This is a genomic window from Pseudomonas gingeri (genome assembly GCF_013386165.1).
Lineage (GTDB): Bacteria > Pseudomonadota > Gammaproteobacteria > Pseudomonadales > Pseudomonadaceae > Aquipseudomonas > Aquipseudomonas gingeri_C.
The window spans coordinates 221,899-238,156 of record NZ_JACAOS010000015.1 but is presented as its reverse complement, the minus strand read 5'-3'; the positions used below and the strand labels follow the sequence as shown (position 1 = coordinate 238,156).

The window sequence follows — 16,258 nt, the reverse complement described above, 5'->3', positions numbered from 1 at the left end:
AAATGGCTCCTACAGGTCGGTGCTGTGCTCGGGAATGGGCAACTCCAGGAGTTTCCTGAATTCATCCAGGGGCAACGGCCGACTGTGCAGGTAACCCTGGTACAGATGGCAACCCAACCCCTCAAGAAACACCAGTTGCTCCGGCAGTTCCACCCCCTCGGCTATCACCGTCAGCCCCAGGCTGCGGGCCATGGCGACAATGGCACGGATGATTTCCGCGTCGTTGGGGTCGTGGGTCGCGTCGCGTACGAACGACTGGTCGATCTTCAAGGCGTCCACCGGCAGGCGCTTGAGGTAGGTCAGCGACGAATAGCCGGTACCGAAATCATCCATGGCAAAACTGACGCCGAGCTTGTTCAGGCGGCGCATCTTGCTGATGGTGTCCTCCAGGTTCTGGATCACGATGCCCTCGGTGATTTCCAGTTTCAGCATCGAGGAGGGGACGTTGTAGCGGGTCAGCGTGCGCTCGACGCGTTCGACGAAATCGGTCTGGCGGAACTGCCGCGGGCTGATGTTCACGCACAGGCTGAATGCGTGGCTGATCAGCCCGTCCGCCAGCAGAATGCCGAAGGCCTCACAGGCATGGTCGAGGATCCAGGTGCCGACCTCCAGAATCAGCCCGCTGTCTTCCAGGACTTTGATGAACTCGGTCGGCGCTTGCGCGCCCAGTTCCGGATGGTGCCAGCGTACCAGGGCTTCGGCGCCGATGATGCTGTTGTCGCGGGCGTCCACCTGGGGCTGGAAGTGCACGCTGAACTCGCCCCGGGAAAGCGCCTGGCGCAGGTCGTTTTCCATGCGCAGGCGTTCGCTGGCGGCTTTCTGCATGGTGCTGTGGAACAGCTGGGTGATGTTACGCCCGGAATCCTTGGCCCGGTACAGCGCGATATCGGCGCGCTTGAGCAAGTCGGCGGGAGTCGTGCCGTGATCGGGAATCAGCGCCACGCCGATACTCGGGGTCACTTGCAGGCGCTGGCCGTCGAGGAACATCGGTTCGGCCAGCAGTTCGCGAATGGTGTCCGCCAACTCGCGGACTTTGTGCGTGACCTCGCTGCGTGAACCGTCCAGGCCGCTGAGCAGCACCACGAATTCGTCACCACCGAGGCGCGCGACGGTGTCCTCGGCACGCACGCTGGCTTCCAGGCGGGCGGTCACCACCTTGAGCACGGTGTCGCCCACCGGGTGGCCGAGGGAGTCGTTGATGTGCTTGAAGTGGTCCAGGTCGAGGAACAGCAGGGCGCCGCGCAGGTTGTGGCGCTTGAGCAGGGCGATCTGCTGGCTCAGGCGGTCCATGAGCAAGGCGCGATTGGGCAGGTTGGTCAGCGGGTCGTGATAAGCCAGGTGGCGGATCTGCGCCTGGGCGTTCTTCAACTGACTGATGTCCCGGGCCGTCAGCAGCAGGCAGGGGGTTTCATTGAGGATGATCGGCTCGACCGAGACCTCGACGGTGATCACATCCCCGCGTTTGTTACGCCCGAGCATGTCGCGGTGCGGGACATGGCCTTTTTCCTTCAGCTCCGCCAGCAGCGCGGTGCGTTGTTTGTGATCGGCCCAGACGCCGATTTCATACACGGTACGGCCGATGACTTCGCTGCTGGTGTAGCCGGTCAGCCGGCAGAAACCGTCGTTGACCTCCAGGTAGCGCCCGCTGTCACGCTCGGTGATGGTGATGGCGTCGGGGCTGGAGTGGAACGCCTTGGCGAATTTTTCCTCGCTGGCCTTGAGGGCCGCCTCGGCCCGTTGCTGCTGGGTGATGTCACGCAAGGTGGTGACGATACAGAGCTGTCCCTCGACCATGATCTGCCGGCTGCTGATCACGCAGGTCAGGGCGTGGCCGCGCTTGTGGTGAACGATCACCGCGACATTGTTCAAGGCCTGGTCACGGATCACCTGCTGGATGCGTTGCAAGCGCTTGGCCGAGTCGTCCCACAGGCCGATCTGTTCGGCACTGCGATTGCGCACTTCGTTGAGGTTCCAGCCGAACACCTGGGTGAAGGCCGGGTTGATTTCGATGAACTGTCCGGTGTCGTGACGGGTGACGCAGATGGGATCGGGGCTGGCCTGGAACAGGCTGGCAAATTTCTCCTCCGAGGCCACCAGGCGCTGTTCGCGTTCGACCTGTTCGGTGATATCCAGCAGGGTGCCGGCCATGCGCAGCGGATTGCCCTGTTCGTCGCGGTAGAGGCGGGCGCGGCTTTCCAGGTAGCGCGATAGGCCGTTTTCCAGCTGCACCCGATAGGTCAGCTGGTAGTTGCCTTCCGGGCCTTCGCGCAGGCTGCGGTAGGCGTTGCGCATGCTGTCGCGCTCACTGGCGGGCACGCCGTCGAAAAACGCCTCGAAGGATTCATGGAAGGGTTGCGGTTCCAGTCCGTGCAACTGCGCGGCGCGTGCCGAGCCATAGAGCATGCCGCTGGGGATATGCCAGTCCCAGGTGCCCAGCTGTGCCGAGTCCAGGGCCAGGTCGAGGCGGTCCTGGCTGTCCTTGAGGGCCAGCTCGGCATTTTTGCGTTCGGTGGTGTCGAGAAAAGTGCTCAGCAGATAAGCCTGGCCTTCCAGTTCGACCCGTTGGGCGCTGAGGATGCCGGCGTGGATCTGGCCGTTGCTGGCCCGTAGCTGCACTTCCTGGCTGACCGACTCGCCCTTGATGCTGATCGATTTGACCAGACGCTCGCGTTCTTCGGGATTGACCCAGAGTCCGATCTCCACGGTGGTCCGCCCGATCACCTGGAGCGCCGGCCAGCCGAACAGACTTTCGAAGTACTGGTTGGCCTCGCTGATCAAGCCGTCCTCCTCACGGGTCAGCAGGACCATGTTGGGGGATAGATGAAACAGGGTGGCAAAGCGCTTTTCCGAACTGCTGAGGGCATGCTCGCGCTGGCGCTGGTGGGTGATTTCACGGATGACGCCGATCATTCGCGGCTTGCCGTTCTTGTCCGGCAACAGGCTGCCATTGATTTCCAGCCAGTGCAGGCTGCCGTCGGGCCAGAGGATGCGGTGATGCATGGCCTGTTCGACGGGCTCGCCTTGCAGTACCGCGTGAAAGGCCCGCAGGGTGCGGTCACGGTCCTCGATCGGCAGCAGGTCGAGGTAGTCCATGTCCTTGGACAAGGGTTGGTGCGGATCGAAGCCGAACAGCGCCTGGGTGCCGCGCGACCAACTGACCTGGCCACTTTCGATATCCCAGCACCAGGCGCCGAGGCGCGCGCCATTGAGGGCGGCAAGCAGTTGCGAGGCGCTGTCCCAGCTCTGTTCCGACACCTGAGGGTCGAGTGCATGAATGCGTGGCAGGGGCGGAATACGGCTGGCGTGCTTGGGCATTTACAGCAGTCCTTGGGATGAAAGGAACGTTGTGCCGCAAAAAGCTGTTTGGAATAAAGCAGGCTTGTCTTATGCCGTCAATCCTGGTTTGTCACCCTGCGCATCCAGTAAAGCCATGAAAGCCCGGGCGGCATTCGACAGTGTCCGTTCCGTATGCAGGATATAGCCTAGCTGGCGAGTCAGTTGTATGCCCGGTAAAGGAATACTTGCCACTTGATCATCGAGCATGGTCCGGGGCAGGACGCTCCAGGCCAGGCCGATGGAGACCATCATCTTGATGGTTTCCAGATAGTTGGTGCTCATGGCGATATTTGGCGTCAGGCCCTGGGCTTCGAACAGGCGCTGGACGATATGGTGGGTAAAGGTGTTGCCGCCCGGGAAGACCGCCGGGTGATGGGCGATGTCCTTGAGGCTGACCGGGCCGTGGTTGACCAGCGGATGCTCGAGGGCGACGACGAAATCCAGCGGGTCGTCCCACACCGGCACGGCACGCACCAGGCCGTGGGGTTCCGGCGCGAGGGTAATGACCGCCAGTTCGGCGCGGCCGTGGAGAATTTCCTCGTAGGCGATTTCCGAATCGAGAAACTGAATATCCAGCGCCACCTGTGGGTAACGCCGGGTAAAAGCGCGCAGCAGCGGCGGCAGGCGGTGCAGGCCGATATGGTGGCTGGTGGCCAGAGTCAGGCGCCCGCTGACTTCGCCGGTGAGGTTGGTCAGCGCCCGACGAGTGTCGTCCAGCACGTTGAGAATCTGGTAGGCGCGCGGCAATAGCGCCCGGCCGGCCTCGGTCAGGCCGACTTCGCGGCCCAGGCGGTCGAACAAACGGACATTGAGTTGCTGCTCAAGACCGGCGATACGTTTGCTGATTGCTGGCTGTGTCAGGTGCAGGCGTTCACCGGCGCCGGAAAAACTGCCGGTCTCGGCGATGGCGATAAAAGCATTGAGGTTGGCCAGATCCATGTGCAGTATTCCAAAAAGTTATCCAAAGCATAAAGAATGTGAATTTGAGTTATTCACTCTAACCCCATAACATCGACCTCACAAGCCAGAGGGTTATTGAGAACTGATAGCAGTCATCGATAACCCGGGGCATAGAAACAAGCTGATGAGGAAACGTCTGATGGCCGGCAAAACGCTTTACGACAAGCTCTGGGATTCTCATGAAGTGAAACGGCGCGACGATGGGTCGTCGTTGATCTATATCGACCGTCACATCATCCATGAAGTGACTTCGCCCCAGGCTTTCGAAGGCCTGCGTCTGGCCGGGCGCAAGCCCTGGCGTGTCGACTCGATCATCGCCACTCCGGACCACAACGTGCCGACTACCCCGGAACGCAAGGGTGGGATCGAGGCGATTGTCGACCAGGTGTCGCGTCTGCAGGTACAGACCCTCGACGATTACTGCGATGAATATGGCATCACCGAATTCAAGATGAATGATGTGCGTCAAGGCATCGTTCACGTGATCGGCCCGGAGCAGGGCGCGACCTTGCCGGGCATGACCGTGGTCTGCGGTGACTCCCATACCTCGACCCACGGTGCCTTCGGCGCCTTGGCCCACGGTATCGGTACCTCCGAGGTCGAGCACGTGTTCGCCACCCAGTGTCTGGTGGCCAAGAAGATGAAGAACATGCTGGTGCGGGTCGAGGGCACCTTGCCGTTTGGCGTGACCGCCAAGGACATCGTCCTCGCCGTGATCGGCAAGATCGGCACCGCCGGCGGTAACGGCCATGCCATCGAGTTCGCCGGTAGCGCGATTCGCGACCTGTCGGTCGAAGGCCGCATGACCATCTGCAACATGTCCATCGAAGCCGGTGCCCGCGTGGGCCTGGTGGCCGCCGATGAAAAAACCGTGGCCTACGTCAAGGGTCGTCCTTTCGCCCCGAAAGGCGCGGAGTGGGACCTGGCTGTCGAAGCCTGGAAAGAGCTGGTGTCCGATGTCGATGCGGTGTTCGACACCGTGGTCGAACTCGATGCCGCGCAGATCAAGCCACAGGTCAGTTGGGGCACCTCGCCGGAAATGGTCCTGGCCGTTGACCAGAACGTGCCGGACCCGGCTCGCGAGACCGATCTGGTCAAGCGTGGCTCCATCGAGCGCGCCTTGAAATACATGGGCCTGACCGCCAACCAGGCGATCACCGACATCCAGTTGGACCGGGTCTTTATCGGTTCCTGCACCAACTCGCGGATCGAAGACCTGCGCGCCGCGGCGGTGATCGCCAAGGGCCGCAAGGTGGCTTCGACCATCAAGCAAGCCATTGTCGTGCCGGGTTCGGGCCTGGTGAAAGCCCAGGCTGAAGCCGAAGGCCTGGACAAGATCTTCCTCGAAGCCGGTTTCGAATGGCGCGAGCCGGGTTGCTCGATGTGCCTGGCGATGAACCCGGACCGCCTGGAAAGTGGCGAGCATTGCGCCTCGACGTCCAACCGTAACTTCGAAGGACGCCAGGGGGCCGGTGGTCGTACGCACCTGGTGAGCCCGGCCATGGCCGCCGCCGCCGCCGTGAGCGGTCGTTTTGTCGACGTTCGTGAATTGATCTGAGGAGCGCAGCATGAAAGCCTTTACCCAGCACACCGGTCTTGTCGCGCCTCTGGATCGTGCCAACGTCGACACCGACCAGATCATTCCCAAGCAATTCCTGAAGTCGATCAAACGCACCGGTTTCGGTCCCAACCTGTTCGACGAGTGGCGCTACCTGGACGTGGGTTATGCCTACCAGGACAACTCCAAGCGTCCGTTGAACAAGGATTTCGTGTTGAACGCCGAGCGTTACCAGGGTGCCAGTGTATTGCTCGCCCGGGAAAACTTCGGTTGCGGCTCGAGCCGCGAGCACGCGCCGTGGGCTTTGGAAGAGTACGGCTTCCGCAGCATCATCGCGCCGAGCTATGCGGACATCTTCTTCAACAACAGCTTCAAGAACGGCCTGTTGCCGATCATCCTCAAGGACAGTGAAGTCGACGAGCTGTTCCAGCAGGTCGAAACGACCCTGGGTTATCAGTTGACGGTCGATCTGCAGGCGCAGACGGTGACTCGCCCGGATGGCAAGGTCTACCACTTCGAAGTCGATGCGTTCCGCAAGCATTGCCTGCTCAACGGCCTGGACGATATCGGCCTGACCTTGCAGGACGGCGAGGCGATTGCCGCATTCGAAGCCAAGCATCGGGCCAGCCAGCCCTGGTTGTTTCGCGACGCCTGAGGGGAGGCTGGCACACCTTGTGTAGGAGCCGGCTTGCCGGCGATGGCGGCCGGATGATCGATGCAGGGCTCAAGGGCCTGATCGCGAGCAAGCCGGCTCCCACAGGGTTGTGGTGTTTCTGATTTTTCCGTTCCGCGTTGATATCCAGAGGATGGTTCCATGACCGGCAAGGCCCATACCGCAGTCGTACAAAAGCAATTCGGCGAACAAGCCAGTGCCTACCTGAGCAGCGCCGTGCACGCCCAGGGCGCCGAATTCGCCCTGCTCCAGGCCGAACTGGCCGGACAGGCCGACGCCCGGGTCCTGGACCTGGGTTGTGGTGCCGGCCACGTGAGTTTTCACGTTGCCCCGCTGGTCAAGAAAGTGGCAGCCTACGACCTTTCGCAGCAGATGCTCGATGTGGTCGCCGCCGCCGCTGCCGAGCGCGGCCTGAACAATATCGCCACGGTCTGCGGCGCGGCCGAAAGCCTGCCGTTCGCCGATGCCGAGTTCGACTTCGTCTTCAGCCGCTACTCCGCACACCACTGGAGCGATCTGGGCCTGGCCTTGCGGGAAGTGCGGCGGGTGCTCAAACCCGGTGGCGTGGCGGCGTTTATCGACGTCATGTCTCCCGGCAGCCCGTTGTTCGACACCTACCTGCAAAGTGTCGAGGTTTTGCGCGATACCAGCCATGTCCGTGATTATTCGGCGGGCGAGTGGCTGCGCCAGGTCAGCGAGGCCGGGCTGCAGGTGCGCAGTACCCAGCGTCAGCGCCTGCGTCTGGAGTTCGGTTCCTGGGTCGAGCGCATGCGCACCCCGCAGCCGCTGCGGGTGGCGATTCGCGATTTGCAGCAGGCAATGGGCGCGGAAGTGCGAGAATATTTTGAGATTGAGGCCGATGGTTCGTTCAGTACAGATGTCCTGGTGCTGTGGGCCGAGCGATAGACTTTTTCCCAGCGCGCCCGTGACCATGGGCGCGCCGACAGATGACATGAGGAACGCATGAGCAAGCAGATTCTGATTCTCCCAGGCGACGGTATCGGCCCGGAAATCATGGCCGAAGCGGTCAAGGTGCTGGAATTGGCCAGCGAGAAGTACGGCCTCGGTTTCGAGCTGAGCCACGATGTGATCGGCGGCGCGGCCATCGACAAGCACGGCGTGCCCCTGGCTGATGAAACCCTGGAGCGTGCCCGCGCGGCCGATGCCGTGCTGCTGGGCGCCGTGGGCGGGCCGAAGTGGGACAAGATCGAGCGCGATATCCGCCCTGAACGCGGCCTGCTGAAAATCCGTGCGCAACTGGGCCTGTTCGGCAACCTGCGTCCGGCGATCCTCTACCCGCAACTGGCCGACGCTTCCAGCCTGAAGCCGGAAATCGTCTCCGGCCTGGATATCCTGATCGTTCGTGAACTGACCGGCGGTATCTACTTCGGCGCGCCACGGGGCACCCGTACCCTGGAAAATGGCGAGCGTCAGGCCTACGACACCCTGCCGTACAGCGAAAGCGAAATCCGCCGTATTGCCCGGGTCGGCTTCGACATGGCGCGGGTACGCGGCAAGAAGCTCTGCTCGGTGGACAAGGCCAACGTCCTGGCCTCCAGCCAGCTGTGGCGTGAAGTGGTTGAGCAGGTTGCCCTGGATTACCCGGACGTCGAGCTGAGCCACATGTACGTCGACAACGCCGCCATGCAACTGGTGCGGGCGCCAAAGCAGTTCGACGTGATCGTTACCGACAACCTGTTCGGCGATATCCTGTCCGACCAGGCGTCGATGCTCACCGGCTCCATCGGCATGCTGCCGTCGGCGTCCCTGGATGCCAACAACAAGGGCATGTACGAGCCGTGCCACGGCTCTGCGCCGGACATTGCGGGGCAGGGCATTGCCAACCCGCTGGCGACCATCCTGTCGGTGTCGATGCTGTTGCGTTACAGCTTCAACCTGCACGAAGCGGCCCAGGCGATCGAGACCGCGGTCAGCCATGTGCTGGACCAGGGCTTGCGCACCGGCGACATCTGGTCGGCCGGTTGCACTAAAGTCGGTACGCAGGAAATGGGTGACGCAGTAGTCGCCGCGCTGCGGAATCTGTAATCTCTCGGGCCCACCGCCTCTTCCATCCCTGGAGGCGGTGACCCACTTTTGTAAAAGGTGTAGTTGCGATGAAACGTGTAGGTCTGATCGGTTGGCGCGGTATGGTCGGTTCCGTGCTCATGCAGCGGATGCTGGAAGAGCAGGATTTCGACCTGATTGAGCCGGTGTTTTTCACCACCTCCAATGTCGGTGGCCAAGGCCCGTCCGTGGGCAAGGATATTGCTCCGCTGAAGGATGCCTACAGCATTGAAGAGCTCAAGACCCTCGACGTGATCCTGACTTGCCAGGGCGGCGACTACACCAGCGAGGTTTTCCCCAAGCTGCGCGAAGCCGGCTGGCAGGGTTACTGGATCGATGCGGCCTCCAGCCTGCGTATGCAGGATGATGCGGTCATCATCCTCGATCCGGTCAACCGCAAGGTCATCGACCAGCAGCTGGATGCCGGTACCAAGAACTACATCGGCGGCAACTGCACCGTCAGCCTGATGCTGATGGGCCTGGGTGGCCTGTTCGAGGCGGGTCTGGTGGAATGGATGAGCGCCATGACCTATCAGGCGGCCTCCGGTGCTGGCGCGCAGAACATGCGTGAGCTGATCAAGCAGATGGGCGCGACCCACGCGGCCGTCGCCGATCAACTGGCCGACCCGGCCAGCGCCATCCTCGACATCGACCGTCGTGTGGCCGAAGCCATGCGTAGCGACGCCTACCCGACCGAGAACTTCGGTGTACCGCTGGCCGGCAGCCTGATCCCCTGGATCGACAAGGAACTGCCGAACGGCCAGAGCCGTGAAGAGTGGAAGGCCCAGGCCGAGACCAACAAGATCCTCGGTCGCTTCAAGAGCCCGATCCCGGTGGACGGTATCTGCGTGCGTATCGGCGCCATGCGTTGCCACAGCCAGGCGCTGACCATCAAACTGAACAAGGACGTGCCGATCGCCGATATCGAAGGGTTGATTAGCCAGCACAACCCGTGGGTCAAGCTGGTGCCGAACCAACGTGAAATCAGCATGCAGGAACTGAGTCCGACTCGGGTCACCGGCACGCTGAATATCCCGGTGGGCCGTCTGCGCAAGCTGAACATGGGTTCGCAGTTCCTCGGTGCCTTCACCGTGGGCGACCAGTTGTTGTGGGGCGCGGCCGAGCCGCTGCGGCGCATGCTGCGTATCCTGCTGGAGCGTTGATTCGCTGACGCTTTGAAAAACCCGCGCCTCGTCAGAGTCGCGGGTTTTTTTATGTCGGTGCCGTCTTCTCCCTGTAGGAGCGAGCTTGCTCGCGATTGGATCGTCCGGGCGATACATTTGTGTCGGATGTTCCATTTTTCGCGAGCAAGCTCGCTCCTACATTGGGTGCGCGGTGTGGCTGGATAAATTGCCTGACCGGCTGGTCAAGGGTAAAGTGCCGCTCCCCCCGTTTTACCTGAGGTCACCCCATGAGCCAGTCCTTTGATATTGCCGTGATCGGCGCCACCGGCACCGTCGGCGAGACCCTGGTGCAGATCCTCGAGGAACGTGATTTCCCGGTTGCCAACCTGCACCTGCTGGCCAGCAGCGAGTCGGCGGGGCACTCGGTGCCGTTCCGGGGCAAGAACGTGCGGGTGCGCGAAGTCGACGAATTCGACTTCGGCAAAGTCCAACTGGTGTTTTTCGCCGCCGGTCCCGCGGTCACCCTCAGCTTTGCCCCACGTGCGACGGCGGCGGGTTGCATGGTGATCGACCTGTCCGGCGCCTTGCCCGCGCCCCACGTGGTGCCAGAGGCCAATCCCGAAGTGCTGGCGACCCTCGGCAAGCCGGCGCAGGTCAGCAGCCCGAGCGCAGCAGCCACGGCGTTGGCGGTGGTGCTGGCGCCACTCAAGGGCCTGGACATCCAGCGGGTCACCCTGACCGCGTGCCTGGCCGTCTCCAGCCAGGGCCGCGAGGCGGTGACCGAACTGGCCCGACAAACGGCGGAGTTGTTGAACGTCCGTCCGCTGGAGCCACGTTTTTTCGATCGGCAGATGGCGTTTAACCTGCTGGCCCAGGTCGGTAAACCGGATGCCCAGGGGCATGTGTCGCTGGAAAAACGCCTGATCAGCGAACTTCGCGAACTGCTCTCGGCACCTTTGTTAAAAATTTCAGTGACTTGCATTCAAGCCCCGGTGTTTTTCGGCGATAGCTATAGTGTCTCTTTGCAAACCGCTGGCGAGGTTGATCTGGCCGCGGTGAGCGCTACGCTGGAAACAGCGGCGGGGATCGAGCTGGTGGAAGCCGGCGACTACCCGACCGCGGTGGGTGACGCGGTGGGTCAGGATGTGGTTTATGTCGGACGGGTGCGTAGTGGTGTGGACGACCCGTGCGAGCTGAATCTGTGGCTGACAGCCGATAATGTACGCAAAGGTGCGGCATTGAACGCTGTGCAGTTGGCAGAGCTGTTGATAAAAGACCTGCCGTAAAAGATACTTGGCGGCAATTTGCAGAATGATTCTAGCCTGACACTATGCTCAGGCGGGTTGCTGGAGGTGAACCTGTCCTCTTGCATTTGCAAGGGCGTCGGCTGAAACCGCGCGCTGCGGCGATGTTTTCAAGGGCGCGCACGCTGCCGCAAGGCGAGCGACACCACCTTCTCGCTAGCCGAGGAATGCACAAACAAAGGAAGAGGCTATGGTTCAAGTTCGCAAACTGGTGTTAGCAATAGCGGCCGCTTCGGCGCTGTCTTCCGGTATGGCACACGCGCTTGGGCTTGGGGAAGTGACCCTCAAGTCAACTCTGAACCAGCCATTGCTGGCAGAAATCGAATTGCAGGATGTCAGCGGCCTGAGCGCCTCCGACATCGTTCCGAGCCTGGCCTCGCCCCAGGCCTTCGCCGACGCCGGGGTCAGTCGCCAGGACTTCCTCAATGACCTGACGTTTACGCCAGTGATCAACCCCAGCGGTCGCAGCGTGGTGCGTGTCACTTCGAGCAAACCGTTGTCCGAAGCCTATGTACGCTTCCTGGTGCAGGTGCAGTGGCCCAATGGCCGGTTGATGCGCGACTACAGCGTGTTGCTCGATCCGTCGAAATACGCCCCGCCCGCCGACGCCGCCAAGCCTGCCACCGCTCCCGCGGCCAGTGCACCGGCCGCGCCGACTGCGCCCGTCGCACCGGTCATCGCCCCGACCAAGGCCAAGCAATACACCACCGGCCCCAAGGACACCTTGTGGGACATTGCCCTGAAAGAGAGCAATGGCGCCTCCGTGCAGCAGACCATGCTGGCCATCCAGGCGCTGAACCCGGGGGCTTTCCTCGATGGCAACATCAACCGCCTGAAGACCGGCCAGGTGCTGCGTCTGCCTGATCGGGTGGAAAGCCGCGCGTTGGCGCAACCCAAGGCCATCGCCGAAGTGGCGGCGCAGAATGCCGCCTGGCGTTCGGGACGGCGCTCGGTGCATGGCGGCAAGCAACAGATCGATGCCACCCGGCACAAGGGGACCGAGGCTGCGCCGACCAAGGCCGCCGGCAAGGACAACCTGAGCCTGGTCTCGGCCGAGTCCGGCAAGAAACACGCTAAAGGTGCTGCGGGTGACAGCAAGTCCCTGAGCAACAAACTGGCGGTGACCCAGGAAAGCCTGGACACCACCCGTCGCGATAACGCCGAGCTGAAAAGCCGGATGGAAGACCTGCAAAGCCAGTTGGACAAGTTGCAGCGCCTGATTCAGTTGAAGAACGATCAGTTGGCCAAGTTGCAGGCCGATGGCTCGACAGCTGCACCCGCTGCACCTGCTGCCGGACAACCGGCGAATGCGATGTCTGCCCAATTGACGGCCAAGCCGCAAGCGGCTCCGGTCGCGCCTGCGCCTATCGTTCCGGCGGCAGAAGTGGCCAAGCCGGCGCCGGTTGAAACACCGATCCAGCCGGTACCCGCCGTGCCACAGGAGCGCAAGCTCGATGACCTGCTGGCCAGCCCGATTCTGATGGGGCTGCTGGCCGGTTCCGTGGTGCTGGTGTTCCTCTTGCTCCTGCTGTTCCTGGCGCGCCGTCGCAAGGCCAAGCAGGAAGCGGAAAAGCACCTGCGAATGGCTCGGGCGCTCAATGAAGAAGGTGGTTTTTCCGAAGAGCAGGACTTGCCTGAAAGCAGTTTCGAGGGTCTGGAGGTCCCTCCGCCGAGCGTAAAGCTGGCAGCCGCTCCGGCCCCGGTCCCGGCCGCTGAGCGTCCTACTGATGTGGTGGACCAAGCCAATCTGCATATCCAGCGCGGTCACCTGAACCAGGCGGCCGGCTTGCTCGAAGAGGCGGTGAAGTACGAGCCGCAGCGTACCGACGCGCGCCTGAAGTTGATGGAAGTCTACGGCCAGCAGGGCGATCGTGATGCCTTTATCGCCCAGGAACGGCAGTTGCCTGCCGGTCAGCATGTGGCCGAGGTCGAGCAGCTCAAGAGTCGCTTCCCGGCAATGATCGCGGTTGCCGCGGTGGCGGGTCTCGGTGCGGCTGCGGTGGCGGCTGAATTGAGCGAGGATTACGTCAAGGAGTTGCTGTCTGATGAACCACCGGCTCCGGCCCCGGTTGCACCTGCGCCTGAAGTGCAGGCGCCTGTGGTCGCGGCGGATGATCTGTTCGACAGCGATTTCGACCTGAGCCTGGATGATCTGGAGGCCGCCTCGCCTGCAGTGGTTGCGCCGCCTGCGGTGGATCTGGATGACCTGCAACTGGATGACGACTTGAGCTTCGAGTCGGTCCTGGAACAGCAAACCCAGGCCAAACCAGCCCTCGACGACCTGGATGATTTTGATCTGGACCTGGGTGGGGAGGCGCCGTTGGCGACTTCGACGGATGAGGACTTCCTGCTGAGCCTGACCGAAGACCTGAAGGATTCCGATGCCGAGGTTCCGACCCTGGGCGGCGGCGATCTGGATGACCTGGATCTGCCGGCGGATTTCGATCTGTCGCTGGCGGACGAGTTGGAGGCGCATTCCGCCCCCAATGCGTTCACCGACGAGCTGGATGACGTCAACGCCGAGCTGGATCGCCTGTCCCAGAGCCTGGAGCAGCCACCGCTGGCAACGCCGAGCCTGGTGGCTGACGAATTGCCTGAGGACGAGTCGTTCGACTTCCTCTCGGGCACCGACGAGGCGGCCACCAAGCTCGACCTGGCCCAGGCCTACATGGATATGGACGACAGTGATGGGGCGCGGGATATTCTCGCCGAGGTGCTGAACGAAGGCAGCGAGGCGCAGAAAACCGAAGCGCGGGAGATGCTCAAGCGTCTGGCTTGATCAGCGCTTCAACAAAAAAACGGCAGCCTCGGGGCTGCCGTTTTTGTTTGCCGCATCCCTTGTAGGGTTCAGGCCAGCAGGTCTTCGTAAAAGGCGCCGAACGGCCGCGTCGGGTGGGCGATCTGGATTTCCAGGATCCACAGGCCGACATTCGGACAGGCTTCGAAATTGCCCAGGTCTCCGGCCCGGTAGATCGCATGGGGGAAATCGCTGACACGATGCCCCTTGATCTCCAGGTTCAGCACCCAGCCCATGGCCTCGGCCTGTTCTTCGGCATAACGATACAGCTCGGGGCCGGCCACCTGGTGTTCGCGCCAGTGCGCTTCAACCCGCTCGAACAGGGTCTTGGCCGCCGCCGCACAAGCAACCATCTCGGGATCGTTGCCGGTGGTGTACGTCGCGCCGCTGTCACCTTCCTGGCCTTTCCAGACCACGCCCAGGTCGATCAGGAAAATATCGTTCTCGCCCAGCAGCGGGTCGCCGTCGGAAGGCTGCTTGAAGGTTTTCAGGGTGTTGGCGCCGAAGCGGACCTTGGTCGGATGCCAGATCCGATCCATGCCCAACTCCGTCATCACCTCAAGGCCCATGGCCTGGGCCTCGGATTCACGCATGCCGGGTTTGATGCGGCGGGCCATTTCCTCGACGGTCTGCCAGGTCATGTGCCGGGCGTGCAGCATGCCTTCCAGGCTGTAGGCCTGGCCGACGGCTTCCTTGTGGATCGCGTTCATTCATCAGGTCTCGGTTGGCGATGTTGTCGTTATTTACTGTTTTATATAACGCTAGCGGTCAGGCTCCACAATATCTGCCCGTGGGATCAACTAAAAGTCCCTCACGCATGGCGTCTCGGCCGGCTGGCCTTATAATGCCCGCCTTTGCGTCAACCAGCAGGCTGTGAGTTCTTGGCAAATATAGATAATCCGGCCGCCGAAGTGGCGGCCGAAGGCCTTTTCAGGATCGCCCTGGGCGTCGAGTACAAGGGTTCGCGCTATCGCGGCTGGCAGCGTCAGGCCTCCGGTGTCCTGACGGTGCAGCAGACCCTGGAAGAAGCGCTGTCGAAGGTGGCGGACTCCCCGGTTTCACTGATGTGCGCCGGGCGCACCGATGCCGGCGTGCATGCCTGTGGCCAAGTGGTGCACTTCGATACCAGCGCCGAACGCTCGCTGAAGGCCTGGGTCATGGGCGCCAATATCAATCTGCCCCATGACGTCAGCGTCAGCTGGGCGCAGGTGATGCCGGCGCATTTCCATGCGCGGTTCAAGGCTATCGCCCGGCGTTATCGCTACGTGATCTACAACGACCAGATCCGTCCGGCCCACCTGAACCAGGAGATCACCTGGAACCACCGTCCGCTGGATGTCGAGCGCATGGCCGAGGCCGCCCGCCACCTGATCGGCACCCATGACTTCAGTGCCTTCCGTGCCGGCCAGTGCCAGGCCAAGTCGCCGATCAAGGAAGTGCATCACCTGCGGGTCACCCGCCACGGCAAGATGATCGTGATCGATATCCGCGCCGGGGCCTTCCTGCATCACATGGTGCGCAATATAGCCGGGGTGCTGATGACCATCGGTACCGGCGAGCGTCCGGTGGAATGGGCCAGGGAAGTCCTGGAAAGTCGGGTCAGGCGCACCGGCGGTGTCACCGCCCATCCGTTCGGCCTGTACCTTGTACAGGTGGAGTATCGCGACGAGTTTGCCCTGCCGCAGCGTTACATCGGGCCGCACTTTCTCACCGGCTTCTCGGAACTTGACGGCTGACGCCCGGAAAAGCATTTGTTACCATCCGGGACTTTCTCGGAAAAACACCTGGGGTTCTTCACGACATGTCCGCCGTTCGCAGCAAAATTTGCGGGATTACCCGCATTGAAGATGCGTTGGCCGCCGTCGAAGCCGGGGCCGATGCCATTGGTTTTGTGTTCTATGCCAAGAGTCCGCGGGCGGTAACGTTCCAGCAGGCGCGGGCGATCATTGCCGCCTTGCCGCCGTTCGTGACCACCGTCGGCCTGTTCGTCAATGCCAGTCGCTGCGAGCTGGGGGAAATCCTCGATGCGGTGCCGCTGGACCTGTTGCAGTTCCATGGCGATGAAACCCGTGAGCAATGTGAGGGGTATCACCGTCCTTATATCAAGGCGCTGCGGGTCAAGGCCGGTGATGACATCGCCGCGGCCTGCGCGGCTTACCCGAGTGCCAGCGGAATTCTCCTCGATACCTATGTAGAAGGGGTTCACGGGGGAACCGGCGCGGCGTTTGACTGGTCCCTGGTACCACGGGGCCTGAGCAAGCCGATTATCCTGGCCGGCGGCCTGACCGCCGACAACGTGGCCGAGGCCATTGCCCAGGTCAAACCCTATGCCGTGGATGTCAGCGGCGGGGTGGAGCAGGGCAAGGGCATCAAGGATCGTACAAAGATCGAAGCGTTCATGCGCGCCGTACGCGGTTGCGCAGCGCCAATGTGACGGCTGGC

The 16,258-nt window shown here is 62.3% G+C and carries 12 protein-coding genes; 9 read left to right on the top strand and 3 right to left on the bottom strand.

All coding sequences use genetic code 11. The annotated features are described in order from the left end of the window. Positions 1 to 9 precede the first annotated feature (9 nt). A complete protein-coding gene (locus tag HX866_RS13705) occupies positions 10 to 3,315 on the bottom strand; it encodes a sensor domain-containing protein (protein ID WP_177092288.1) in 3,306 nt (1,101 codons plus the stop codon). 69 nt (positions 3,316 to 3,384) lie between these two features. Further along, positions 3,385 to 4,275: a LysR family transcriptional regulator gene (locus tag HX866_RS13700; protein WP_177092287.1), complete on the bottom strand. Its 891-nt coding sequence runs from the start codon at positions 4,273 to 4,275 to the stop codon at positions 3,385 to 3,387. Between the two features lie 160 nt (positions 4,276 to 4,435). On the opposite strand from HX866_RS13700, the gene leuC reads away from it, so the two are divergent. The 7 genes from leuC to HX866_RS13665 all read left to right on the top strand — a co-directional run bounded on the left by leuC (position 4,436) and on the right by HX866_RS13665 (position 13,798). Beyond that, on the top strand, positions 4,436 to 5,854 hold the full coding sequence (gene leuC / locus HX866_RS13695) for a 3-isopropylmalate dehydratase large subunit (protein ID WP_177093326.1): 1,419 nt from the start codon (positions 4,436 to 4,438) through the stop codon (positions 5,852 to 5,854). A 10-nt stretch (positions 5,855 to 5,864) separates the two neighbouring features. Beyond that, positions 5,865 to 6,509, top strand: coding sequence for a 3-isopropylmalate dehydratase small subunit (gene leuD, locus HX866_RS13690; RefSeq protein WP_177092286.1), 645 nt, complete (start codon positions 5,865 to 5,867; stop codon positions 6,507 to 6,509). A 159-nt stretch (positions 6,510 to 6,668) separates the two neighbouring features. Then, positions 6,669 to 7,433 (top strand): class I SAM-dependent methyltransferase, encoded by a 765-nt coding sequence (locus tag HX866_RS13685; RefSeq protein ID WP_177092285.1) that lies wholly within the window; start codon positions 6,669 to 6,671, stop codon positions 7,431 to 7,433. A 57-nt stretch (positions 7,434 to 7,490) separates the two neighbouring features. Beyond that, positions 7,491 to 8,573 (top strand): 3-isopropylmalate dehydrogenase, encoded by a 1,083-nt coding sequence (gene leuB / locus HX866_RS13680; RefSeq protein WP_177092284.1) that lies wholly within the window; start codon positions 7,491 to 7,493, stop codon positions 8,571 to 8,573. Positions 8,574 to 8,641: 68 nt separating this feature from the next. Beyond that, positions 8,642 to 9,754, top strand: coding sequence for an aspartate-semialdehyde dehydrogenase (gene asd, locus HX866_RS13675; RefSeq protein WP_177092283.1), 1,113 nt, complete (start codon positions 8,642 to 8,644; stop codon positions 9,752 to 9,754). 248 nt (positions 9,755 to 10,002) lie between these two features. Beyond that, positions 10,003 to 11,001, top strand: a complete 999-nt coding sequence (locus HX866_RS13670) for an aspartate-semialdehyde dehydrogenase (RefSeq protein ID WP_177139990.1) — start codon at positions 10,003 to 10,005, stop codon at positions 10,999 to 11,001. Between the two features lie 208 nt (positions 11,002 to 11,209). After that, positions 11,210 to 13,798: a FimV family protein gene (locus tag HX866_RS13665; protein ID WP_177139989.1), complete on the top strand. Its 2,589-nt coding sequence runs from the start codon at positions 11,210 to 11,212 to the stop codon at positions 13,796 to 13,798. A gap of 68 nt (positions 13,799 to 13,866) precedes the next feature. Here the strand turns inward: HX866_RS13665 and HX866_RS13660 are convergent, their stop codons facing one another. Further along, positions 13,867 to 14,526, bottom strand: a complete 660-nt coding sequence (locus tag HX866_RS13660) for a M24 family metallopeptidase (protein ID WP_177139988.1) — start codon at positions 14,524 to 14,526, stop codon at positions 13,867 to 13,869. Between the two features lie 201 nt (positions 14,527 to 14,727). Between HX866_RS13660 and truA the strand changes: the two genes are divergently transcribed. Beyond that, entirely contained in the window at positions 14,728 to 15,552 is an 825-nt protein-coding gene (gene truA, locus HX866_RS13655) for a tRNA pseudouridine(38-40) synthase TruA (protein ID WP_177100571.1), read from the top strand. A 65-nt stretch (positions 15,553 to 15,617) separates the two neighbouring features. Then, positions 15,618 to 16,250 (top strand): phosphoribosylanthranilate isomerase, encoded by a 633-nt coding sequence (locus tag HX866_RS13650; protein WP_177124476.1) that lies wholly within the window; start codon positions 15,618 to 15,620, stop codon positions 16,248 to 16,250. Positions 16,251 to 16,258 lie beyond the last annotated feature (8 nt).

Excerpts from the sequence above, each read along its gene's own strand:
- HX866_RS13705 (WP_177092288.1), bottom strand. The coding sequence starts at position 3,315 with ATGCCCAAGCACGCCAGCCGTATTCCGCCCCTGCCACGCATTCATGCA.
- HX866_RS13700 (WP_177092287.1), bottom strand. The coding sequence starts at position 4,275 with ATGGATCTGGCCAACCTCAATGCTTTTATCGCCATCGCCGAGACCGGC.
- leuC (WP_177093326.1), top strand. The coding sequence starts at position 4,436 with ATGGCCGGCAAAACGCTTTACGACAAGCTCTGGGATTCTCATGAAGTG.
- leuD (WP_177092286.1), top strand. The coding sequence starts at position 5,865 with ATGAAAGCCTTTACCCAGCACACCGGTCTTGTCGCGCCTCTGGATCGT.
- HX866_RS13685 (WP_177092285.1), top strand. The coding sequence starts at position 6,669 with ATGACCGGCAAGGCCCATACCGCAGTCGTACAAAAGCAATTCGGCGAA.
- leuB (WP_177092284.1), top strand. The coding sequence starts at position 7,491 with ATGAGCAAGCAGATTCTGATTCTCCCAGGCGACGGTATCGGCCCGGAA.
- asd (WP_177092283.1), top strand. The coding sequence starts at position 8,642 with ATGAAACGTGTAGGTCTGATCGGTTGGCGCGGTATGGTCGGTTCCGTG.
- HX866_RS13670 (WP_177139990.1), top strand. The coding sequence starts at position 10,003 with ATGAGCCAGTCCTTTGATATTGCCGTGATCGGCGCCACCGGCACCGTC.
- HX866_RS13665 (WP_177139989.1), top strand. The coding sequence starts at position 11,210 with ATGGTTCAAGTTCGCAAACTGGTGTTAGCAATAGCGGCCGCTTCGGCG.
- HX866_RS13660 (WP_177139988.1), bottom strand. The coding sequence starts at position 14,526 with ATGAACGCGATCCACAAGGAAGCCGTCGGCCAGGCCTACAGCCTGGAA.
- HX866_RS13650 (WP_177124476.1), top strand. The coding sequence starts at position 15,618 with ATGTCCGCCGTTCGCAGCAAAATTTGCGGGATTACCCGCATTGAAGAT.